This window comes from Anaerolineae bacterium, assembly GCA_016931895.1.
In the GTDB taxonomy this organism is placed as follows: domain Bacteria; phylum Chloroflexota; class Anaerolineae; order 4572-78; family J111; genus JAFGNV01.
On sequence record JAFGDY010000040.1, the window covers coordinates 1 to 9,745 of the forward strand.

Genomic DNA, 9,745 nt, shown 5'->3' on the forward strand with positions numbered 1-9,745 from the left:
GTAGTACCAAATACGCTTCCATTCTCCAATTTGCCGGTGTAATGAACCTTCACGATGTCACCCTTATTTGCGTGTGTCATAAATTCTGCTCCCTTTAAGAAATATTTACCTGCTTAACTCAGTGTAACATGGTTAATAGGGTCTTACCTATACTAACTTGGGCAATTTTCCAAAAGAAAAAGAGCTATCTTTCGTTAGCCCTGATGGAAACTTATCTTCAAGGTTTATCGCCCAAATTGATTATAGATTTTTCAAAACGAAAGATAGCCGCCAGCAGCGAACCATCCGGCATCCGGTCCGGCGACATCGCGTAAACTGTGCCGCCATGCAATAAGGTTTGCACTACCGCCAGATCCAGCAGGTCTTCATCCTGCGGGTCTGGTTCGTTATTTATAACAATACGATTCTCTTCCGGATCAAAACTTCCCCAACAATGTTGGCCGGCAGCCGCAAACAAGGTATCTACCTGTGCATATTGAGCCGCCGGTACAATCTCTCTGATATCCCGCGAGATTTGGTCAGTATCGGTAAGCTGATGGTAGCGAGAAAAAGCATCTTTCTGCGCCTGTTCAAAATAAGGCCGGATGATCTGCCAGGCCTGCCGGTGAAGTTCCTCCCGGCTCATATTTTCCGGATTTCCGCTGACACCTTCGTCAATAAGGTACGGATAGCTATTGGCTTCTTGATAAATGGGGAACAGATAATCCACGCCCGCCAGAATCAAAGGAACTTTTTCATGTCCGAACAAATCGGCCAGCCCCCGGTTAAGTTTTTGGCAATATTGCCGGATCATGTCGGTGTCGTCACCCGTGCCAACGCCGTGGCCGTGAAACATGGCCGGGCGCCCGCCGGACGGTTGTCCCGGTGTGGCCGTAGCGGTGTGGAACTGCTGCTGTTTTTCCGGGTCTTCGTACCAGAGCGCCTCCGCCAAACTGCGGGGTACATCCGCGGTGAGAAGAACTTCATCAAAAGTATGGCGGGTTCCCTGGAATAGTTTAACTTCGTTCTGACTCAACGCCAGTAGATAGAAACGCCCGTCGCCGCTGAGCAAAGGCACCAAGGGTTTGAGATGAAAGCGACTGCCAACCACGACCAATTCTGCAAAGTCAAGCGGCAATCGATAGGCACGAAAAAGATTTGCGGAGATAAATAGCGCCAATCCGGTATTTTGCCGCTGCCAGAAATCATGATCGTCAAGCAGGTTTTTGGCCGGTTTCAATAGCGCTCTGGCTTTGGGCGCGCGTAGCCCGTTCTCAACCAATTTCTTTTCGGCAGTTGTGACCAAATTTTTCAACCTGATGGAATTTTCTCGGGTTTCTGGTCCCGCTTTTCGAGTTGGCATATAGATTGAAACAAAATGTCCATCTTGTTTTTGGCTTAAAGTTTTTAGTTCCTCTTTTGTTAACAAACTCATGTATTATCACTCCTTTTGTTTTCGTTGAGCTTCTTAATTTAAGGCTTCGGCCCCGGCCACAATATCCAGCAACTCTTCCGTGATCGCCCGCTGTCGTTCGCGGTGAAACTCAGCGTTAAGCTCGTCCATTTTTTTCTCAACGTTCTTTTCGGCGGCCTGCATCGAGGCCAGCCGGCTGGCGTTCTCGCTGGCCAGCGATCCGGCCAAAGCCCGGTACAGGCCCACAAAAAAGTACTGGCGCAGCAAGGCGGCAAAAAGCTCGGCCCAGTCCATTGAGAAGGTGGGCAGCATCCGGGTGGGCCACGGCTTTCTTTGCAATTGTTGCAGCCAATCCAAATCAACCGGCAGCAGATGGCTTATTTCAGGCTCGTAGGCGGCCCCGGAACGGGGTTTGTTGTAAAAGATCACAATCTGCTCCAGTTCTAATTCGGACCGCCAATGATCCACCTGCAACAGCAAATCCTGCACCAGGGGCGTAATTCCCGCAATGGAGCCGGGCACGGGAAAACTATCTTCAACAGATTGGCCGGCGGCTTCCAGCCCGGTGGTAATCCGCATCCCTACGGCCAGCACGTGCCGGTCTTGCTGCAAAACTTGTCGCTCGTTCATTTTGTCCAGGGCAAAGGTGGTGATTTGCTCATTAAAGCGGCCCACCATCCCTTGATCGGAGCCAAGCACAATCGCGCCTAGCCGTGGCTCGGGTTTGGGTTGGACAATGTCAATAGCGGCGGCGCGATTGTTGAGCACAATTTGCAAGCCCAACTCAAGGGTATGGTTGTAATCGTCCAGGGCCGCCACGGCTTGCTGGTACTGCCAAATATGGGCCGCCGCCAGGGCCTTCATGGTTTTGACTACCGATTGTAAATCCTCGGTGCTTTCAATGCGGCGACGGATGGCCTCAGTTGTGGCCATCGCCCGCTCCTTTTTGATCCTGATTGTACGTTGAACCGATTTGCTGCCTGACGATTTTTAGCAGCCTCTCCCGTTCTTCATCATCCAGGGCCTCACCGGTTTGGATTTGCTCGTGCAAATCGGGCAGCTTTTCGGGCAGCACCTCGCGTACCTGCTGCTCCACCCGGCCAATCCGGTCGAACGGCAGTTGATCAAATACGCCTTCAATAACGGCCAGCAGCACGGCAATCTGTGCGGCCACAGGCCGGGGATCGTATTGTTCTTGTTTGAGGATTTCGCGAATGCGGCGGCCCCGCTCCAGCGTATGGCGGGTTTCGTCATCAAGCCGGGTACCAAAACGGGCAAAAGCTTCCAACTCCTCAAATTGAGAGTAGGTCAGGCGCAAATCTCCGGCCACAGCCCGGTAAGCGTTTAACTGGGCTTTGCCGCCCACCCGCGACACCGAGCGTCCCACGTCTACCGCCGGCAGCGCCCCTTTTTGGAACAGGTTGGGCGAGAGATAAAGCTGACCGTCGGTAATAGAGATCAGGTTGGTGGGGATGTAGGCCGAAATGTTCTGGGCTTCGGTTTCGATGATGGGCAGCGCCGTTAACGAGCCGCCGCCCAGGTCAGCGCGCAATTGGGTGGACCGCTCCAGCAGGCGGGAGTGAATGTAAAAAATGTCGCCGGGGAAAGCTTCCCGGCCCGGCGGGCGCCGCAAGAGCAGCGAAAGTTCCCGGTAAGCGCGGGCGTGGCGGGTCAGGTCGTCGTAGATAATGAGCGCATCCCGCCCTTGTTCCATAAAATATTCGGCCATAGTGGTGGCGGCGTAGGGGGCCACAAATTGCAGGCCGGCCGGATCGCTGCCGGTGGCTACCACCACAATGGAATAGGCCAGGGCGTCGTGCCGGCGCAGATCGTCAATCAATTTTGCCACCGCCGCATCCCGCTGCCCCACGGCGCAGTAGACGCACACAACATCTTTATCCTTTTGGTTGATAATGGTGTCCAGGGCAATGGCGCTTTTACCGGTCTGCCGGTCGCCCAAAATCAATTCGCGCTGGCCGCGGCCAATGGGGATCAAGGCGTCGATCACTTTGAGGCCGGTTTGCAGCGGCCGGTTGACCGGCGCGCGGCCCATCACGGCGGGCGCGGGCCGCTCAATGGGCCGCCGTTCCACCGTGCGAATAGGGCCGCCCTCATCCAGTGGCCGGCCCACGGCATCCACAATCCGGCCCAACAAAGCGTCGCCTACCGGCACGTCAACAATGCGGCCGGTGCGGTGAACTTCAACGCCCGCCTGCAAATCTTCGCTTTCGCCCAGCAAAACAACGCCCACCTCGGCGGGATCAAGATTAAAGGCCAGCCCCAGCGAGTCGCTGCCGTGGAAGCGGATCAGTTCATCGGCCCGCACGCCGGGCAAGCCGGATACCCGGGCAATGCCCCGGCCCACATAACTCAACGTGCCGATTTCCTGAACCTCTAATTTGGCCCGCTGCTCTTCTAGAAGCTGCTCGATCCGGCTGAAGGTATCGGTCAGCATTGTTTTCAGGAGAGGTTTGTCATCCGGCATCGGTTTTCGTTTCCTTTCGGGACGCCTCCTCCTGCCGGGGCATTTCATTTTGCAATGTGCGGGCCAGATTGTCGGCCAGGTTGTCCAGGTAATTGTCCAGACTCCAGGCAATTTTGTAGCCGTTAGCTTTCAACTCAATACCGCAAATCAATTCGTCGGCGGTATTGAACTTGCCCTCCAACTCGTCGCCAAACTGCGTTTGCACGGCGTCTAACAACTGCCGGCGGCTTTCCGACGATAGATCGAAGGCGGTGGTGATGACCGGCTTACGGCCGGAGTCCGCCAGCGAGCCGGCCATTTTTGTTTGTTCCTGGTCGGACAGGTTTTTGACCTGTTCCACAAAACGCTCAACCATCTGGGTTTCCAACTCAGCATCGGCCAGGTCGGCCAGCGAGCGCCGGGCCAGAGCAATAGTTTGTTGACCGGCCTGACGGCGCAATTCCTGCAAAAAGGAATCTTGCTCTTGTTGAACCATTTGCTGCCATTGCCGTTTCTGCGCTTCAACCTCCTGCCGGGCCTTTTCCAGCAATTCTCGCCGTTGCTTTTCGGCCTCTTCTTTGGCCTGGCTGAACAACTGGTCCTGCTTTTCGTTCAACTCGCCCTGTTTAGCCTGGAACGACTCAGCTTTATCCTCGGCTTCCTGACGCTTGTCTTCGGCCTCGGCAAAACGAGCGGCTATTTTTTCCTCCCGCTCGTCGGCAATCCCGATGATGCGATCGTACAAAAAATATTTAAGCAGCGCCACCAAAATCAGAAAATTGACAATTTCGGCAACAATAGTAAACCAATCGAGTTGCACGGCTTAACCTCCTCCACCGCCGGACGAGACCTGATTCCAGAACGGATTGAAAAAGATCAGGATCATCGAGATTAAAAAGCAGTAAATGGCAAACGACTCGATCAGGGCCATGCCCACAAACAAGGTTCGGGTAATGGTGTTTGATTCGTCCGGCTGCTGGGCAATCGCGCGCAGCGCCTCGGCTACGGCTCGCCCCTGGGCCAAGGCCGGGCCAATTGACCCCAGGGCAATGGTCAGCCCGGCAATGACCATTGATGCAATGGCGATCCATCCTGTGTTATCCATTAAATTACCTCCATCTTCAAAATTAAATTCGTTTTGGTTACACAGAGATTCTCAGAGAAAATTTTTGGGTAGTGGTTAAGAGGTAGTGATGGACATGTCATTTCGAGCGTGAGCGAGAAATCCCTCAAACCTGGTTTAGCAATGACATATCAAGAAGAACTCTGCGCGTCTCTGAGGCTCCTCCGTGTAACTCTGTGTCCCAAGTAATTACTCATTTTCTTCGGTCTCACTTTGCTCTTCTTCCTGACGCGTGCGCGCGGCGGAAGCAATGAACACCATGGCCAAAATAGCAAAGATATAGGCCTGAATTTGGCCGATCAATAATTCAAACGCCTCCAGCACCACCGGTAAAAACAGGGGCACAATTGAGATGAGCAATCCAACAATTATGGCGCCGCTCATCACGTTGCCAAAAAGCCGGATGGCCAGGGCCAGGGTGCGGGACAACTCGCTGATTATATTGAACGGCAGCAGGATTGGCGAAGGCTGGACGTAATGCTTTAAATAACCGGTTACGCCTCGCTCCAGCATACCGTAAAAAGGCACCGCAAAAAAAACGCAGATAGCCAGGGCCGAAGTAGCCGATAGGGAACCGGTAGGCGCTTGATAGCCGGGCACAATGCTCAAAAAGTTTGCGAGCGAAATAAAGAGAAAAAGCGTGCCAACAAAGGGTAGGTAACGGCCCGCCTTCTGCTGGGCGATGTCGCCAATTTGATCGCGCATGGTCAACACTACCATTTCCAGTAAACTCTGCCAGCGCGATATTTTCAGTTCAGCCGACAGGTTGCGCGTGATCAGCCAGGAGCCGCCCACTAAAACAACCATGACCACCCAGGTAAAAACAATGGTCGCGTTCAGGCTGATTGGCCCCCACTGCCAATAAACAATGGTATCCGGCGTGATGGTTAAGTCCATTGGCTCAAACTCCTTGTTGTTTTACGTAGCCAAACCGTTTAACCAGGATCAGCCGGGCCAGAAAAAAGCCCCCAATGGCGATCAATAACCGCGCCCATTGACCGGCTGCAATCAAATAAAAGCCTGCCAAAGTGAGCGCCAGTCGCCCGATAAAACTGATGCTCAGCCACAGGATTGGCTGATTGGTTTTCGCCAGTTGGCGCACGGTCAGCCACAGGCCGCCAAAGTAAAAGGCTCCCAGGGCCGCGCCGGCGATGAAAGAAAAGAGATACCAATAAAGTTCATTCATGGTCATGCGATTCCTCATCCTGTTGCTGCTTGCTTTGCTGTATTTTTTCCATTTCTTGCGATACCCACTGCCAGGCTCCAAAACAGCCGATAATGAGACCGGCGATCAGCAGGGTTAATGTCCAGGAAAACGAGCTGGGCCAGTTGGCATCGAGCCAGAGTCCCAGTAAGGTTCCCAACAGCGTGGGAATCGCCACCGACCAGCCCACCACGCCCATCACGCCCAGGCTGGTCCACAGGCTGCGCTCCCGCTGCTGTCTGGCGCGCGTTTTACGTCTGGCTTTTTTATCAACCTTTTCGTAAAAGTCTTCACCCGGCTGTTTTTTACGCCGGCTCATCCCAACCGCCCTTCGTCAATCTCCATAAAGTGCTGAATAAAATTGGCCTCAAGCCGGGCCAGCGCCGTGTGGGTCTTTTTTTCGTGTTCGTCCAATACTTCAAACTGCTCCCGCACCGTTTGTTTTAGTTCGTCCAGGTCGGCACTCTGCACGGCATTCATAGTGGACACGTATACCTCCGCGCCGCACTTGACCAAAACGCCTTGATCAACGGCCAAAAACCGCTGCTGCCCCGATTGCAATTCAAACGCGAGAATGCCGGGCACCAGGCTGGCGGTAAAGTCAATGTGGCGCGGCAGCAGGGTAAACGCGCCGTTTTCGGCTTCGGCGGAAACTTTGGTCACGGTTTCTTCCACCAGATGCTCGGTGGGGAGCAAGACTTTAAGCTTCATCGTGGGCCGCCTCGTCAACAGAACCGATCATGTAAAGCGCCTGTTCCGAATAATCGGCAAACTCGTCATTCAAAATACGTTCGCAACCGTCCAGCGCCTCTTCCCGACTGACCAGTTTGCCCTCCCGGCCGGTGAATTGTTCGGTGGTGAAAAAGGGCTGGGTCAAAAATCGCTCCAGCCGCCGGGCGCGATGCACGGTTTTTTGGTCATCCTGCGAAAGTTCTTCCAGGCCGAGCATGGCAATAATATCTTTGAGTTCTTCATAGCCGGCCAGCGTGCTGCGAATTTTTTGTGCAATCCGGTAATGGCGCCGGCCCACCACCTGGGGCAGCAGCATTTTTGAGCCGGATTGCAGCGGATTGATGGCCGGGTAAAGCCCCTGGCTGGCCCGGTCGCGCGATAAGACAATGGAGGCGGAGAGATGAGTAAAGGTATGCACTGCCGCCGGGTCGGTAAAATCATCGGCGGGCACGTACACGGCCTGCACCGAGGTGATGGCCCCGTTTTTGGTGCTCGAAATCCGTTCTTCCAACTCGGCCAGTTCCGTGCCCAGGGTGGGCTGGTAACCCAGGCGAGAGGGTAAATTACCCATCAGTCCCGACACTTCCGATCCGGCCTGGATGAAACGAAAAATATTATCAATCAAGAGCAAAACATCCTGGCTGGTCTCATCCCGAAAATACTCGGCCATGGTCAGCGCAGCGTGGCCCACGCGAAAGCGCGCGCCGGGCGGTTCGTTCATTTGGCCAAATACCAGCACGGTGTTATCCAAAACCTCCGCTTCTTGCAGATCGCGGTACAATTCTTCGGCCTCGCGCACCCGCTCGCCAATGCCGCAAAAAATGCTGACGCCCTCGTGCTGGCTGACCATATTGTTGATCATCTCGGTGATCAACACCGTTTTGCCCACGCCCGCCCCGCCAAAGAGTCCGGCTTTGCCGCCACGTTCCAGCGGGGCCAAAACATCAATGGCTTTGATGCCGGTTTCGAGAATCTCCGAGCGGGTGACGCGGGCAGACAAAGGCGCCGGCGGCTGGTGAATTGAGCGTTGCCGTTCGGTTTGCACCGCTTCTTTTCTATCAACCGTATCGCCAAACACGTTGAACATCCGGCCCAGCAGCCCTTTGCCTATGGGCACGCGGAGGGGGTGTCCGGTATCGGTTACGGTGGCGCCCCGGGCCAGGCCCTGGGTGGGGGTTAAAGCAATGCCGCGCACTGTCTGGGCGTCAAGATGGGTGACTACCTCAATGATGATGTTGTCTTCCGGCCCGGTAGTCAACCGGCTGTAAATTTCGGGCAATTGCCGGGGGAAATGCACATCGATCACACTCCCTCGCACAGAAATTGCTTGCCCCTGATTGATTACTTCACGGGTGGTAGTCATTGTTTGGGTCAACCTTTTTTGAATGTGCCTGCGGCAAAATGGCACTGGCTCCGCTCTTTCTCGCCAGACCCACCAGTAGGCGGCGATGCGGTCAACAAAATCAGCCGGTTTTTCCACATAAATTCGTTCTCCCGGCGGGGGTGGGCCGCTGCTTCTAACTCGGCGCGCCCCTGATTAATTAGAGCTAGCAAAACCTCCAAGTTTTGTTCATTATCAAATAGGTCAGGCTGGGGCTGCTGGGGCTGGGATGCGACCAACCGGCGCAACTCCGCTAAATCGTGGTCGTCGCCCAGGTAATCAGCTAGATCATAAACTCCGTTTAATGCCGTCAGGCAGGGTTTCTTGCCGTTCAAGTTGATAACTCATAACAATATTTTTAGCTTTCCTCACTCGTAATCATACGTTGATACAACCGCTCGGTATCTTCCTTCCGGCATAATTCCGACCCCGGAGTCATAACCGCCGCCGCTCCGGCGGCAACCCCAAACAGAATCGATTCCCGCAATGTTTGATCACGGGCCAGGCCGAGAACAATGCCGGCCACAGTGCTGTCGCCGGCCCCCACCTTGCTTTTAATTGAAACCGTTGGCGCGCGCAGGCGTTCGCAACCTTGTTGGGTCGCCAAAATTACGCCCGCCGCACCCAATGACACCACCACCACGTCACTCTGGCCTGCTTCAACCATTGCCATCGCTTTAACTTCCTGTTCGGCCTCGTCTTTAAGCTCGCTGCCCACCAGCTCTCTGAATTCACGCAAGTTGGGCTTAATCAGGTAAACGCCTTCTTGGGTGGCTGTTTTCAGGGCGGCTTTGCTTGAGGTATCTAAAATAAAGCGACCGCCGGCCTGGCGTGTCCACTGCGCCAGCCAAGCAAAAAAATCATCCGGTACGCCTGGCGACAAACTACCGCTGGCCACAACATAATCCGGTTCCGGCTTGGTTTTAGCTATTTCTTCAAGACATCGTTCCCACTCCGGCTGTTTTAAGTGGGGACCGGGGAGAATAATCCGATATTGTTGGCCGGTTTCTTCCTCAAGCACCATCCAACTCTCTCGACTCCAACCAGCAACGGGAATGCGTACATGATCAAGCCCTTCCTCATCAAGAAATCTTTCGATAGTTTCACCATTTGGGCCGCCGGCCGGATAGAGCGCCACGGAGTCGCCCCCCAGTTTTCGGATGGCCCGCGATACATTAATACCGCCGCCACCCGGCTCCTGGTTAAGTGTTTGACAACGGAGTTTTCGGTCCGGCACAACGTGGTCAATGCCGGTACTTTTATCAAGGGTGGGATTCATCGTTAGGGAAACAATGGTTTTCATGAGTTTGCTTTTCTCATGCATCTAGCAAATATAAGCCCATTAAATTCAATCTCTACTTATTAGTGTACTATGGAGATACTCCATCCTGCCATACTCAAGTAGGCAGTTTCAGCCAGAAAGCATGAGCTATTTTTGTCTAGCTCTA

At 54.1% G+C, this 9,745-nt stretch carries 13 protein-coding genes; all 13 read right to left on the minus strand.

Translation table 11 applies throughout. From position 1 onward, the window contains the following. On the minus strand, positions 1-80 hold an 80-nt coding region (locus JW953_03505; GenBank protein ID MBN1991744.1), incomplete at its 3' end, for an FKBP-type peptidyl-prolyl cis-trans isomerase. A 137-nt stretch (positions 81-217) separates the two neighbouring features. Beyond that, a complete protein-coding gene (locus JW953_03510; protein MBN1991745.1) occupies positions 218-1,414 on the minus strand; it encodes a hypothetical protein in 1,197 nt (398 codons plus the stop codon). 33 nt (positions 1,415-1,447) lie between these two features. Then, complete coding sequence (locus tag JW953_03515) at positions 1,448-2,326, minus strand: F0F1 ATP synthase subunit gamma (protein ID MBN1991746.1); 879 nt, start codon at positions 2,324-2,326, stop codon at positions 1,448-1,450. Next, positions 2,313-3,878 carry an alternate F1F0 ATPase, F1 subunit alpha gene (locus tag JW953_03520; protein ID MBN1991747.1) on the minus strand — a complete coding sequence of 522 codons (1,566 nt, stop codon included), beginning with the start codon at positions 3,876-3,878 and terminating at the stop codon, positions 2,313-2,315. The genes JW953_03515 and JW953_03520 overlap by 14 nt, the downstream gene beginning before the upstream one ends. After that, positions 3,868-4,677, minus strand: a complete 810-nt coding sequence (locus JW953_03525) for a hypothetical protein (protein MBN1991748.1) — start codon at positions 4,675-4,677, stop codon at positions 3,868-3,870. The genes JW953_03520 and JW953_03525 overlap by 11 nt, the downstream gene beginning before the upstream one ends. 3 nt (positions 4,678-4,680) lie before the next feature. Continuing rightward, complete coding sequence (locus tag JW953_03530) at positions 4,681-4,962, minus strand: F0F1 ATP synthase subunit C (GenBank protein MBN1991749.1); 282 nt, start codon at positions 4,960-4,962, stop codon at positions 4,681-4,683. Between the two features lie 207 nt (positions 4,963-5,169). After that, the gene (locus JW953_03535) at positions 5,170-5,877 is read right to left on the minus strand and encodes a F0F1 ATP synthase subunit A (GenBank protein MBN1991750.1); all 708 of its coding nucleotides are present in this window, start codon (positions 5,875-5,877) and stop codon (positions 5,170-5,172) included. Between the two features lie 4 nt (positions 5,878-5,881). Next, positions 5,882-6,166 (minus strand): ATP synthase subunit I, encoded by a 285-nt coding sequence (locus JW953_03540; GenBank protein MBN1991751.1) that lies wholly within the window; start codon positions 6,164-6,166, stop codon positions 5,882-5,884. Then, on the minus strand, positions 6,159-6,503 hold the full coding sequence (locus JW953_03545; GenBank protein ID MBN1991752.1) for an AtpZ/AtpI family protein: 345 nt from the start codon (positions 6,501-6,503) through the stop codon (positions 6,159-6,161). The genes JW953_03540 and JW953_03545 overlap by 8 nt, the downstream gene beginning before the upstream one ends. Next, positions 6,500-6,895 carry a F0F1 ATP synthase subunit epsilon gene (locus JW953_03550; GenBank protein MBN1991753.1) on the minus strand — a complete coding sequence of 132 codons (396 nt, stop codon included), beginning with the start codon at positions 6,893-6,895 and terminating at the stop codon, positions 6,500-6,502. The genes JW953_03545 and JW953_03550 overlap by 4 nt, the downstream gene beginning before the upstream one ends. Further along, complete coding sequence (locus JW953_03555) at positions 6,885-8,279, minus strand: F0F1 ATP synthase subunit beta (protein MBN1991754.1); 1,395 nt, start codon at positions 8,277-8,279, stop codon at positions 6,885-6,887. Before JW953_03555 ends, JW953_03550 begins: the two co-directional genes overlap by 11 nt. Before the next feature lie 8 nt (positions 8,280-8,287). Then, positions 8,288-8,632 (minus strand): hypothetical protein, encoded by a 345-nt coding sequence (locus JW953_03560; protein MBN1991755.1) that lies wholly within the window; start codon positions 8,630-8,632, stop codon positions 8,288-8,290. Between the two features lie 23 nt (positions 8,633-8,655). Beyond that, complete coding sequence (locus tag JW953_03565; protein ID MBN1991756.1) at positions 8,656-9,600, minus strand: 1-phosphofructokinase family hexose kinase; 945 nt, start codon at positions 9,598-9,600, stop codon at positions 8,656-8,658. Between the last annotated feature and the right edge of the window lie 145 nt (positions 9,601-9,745).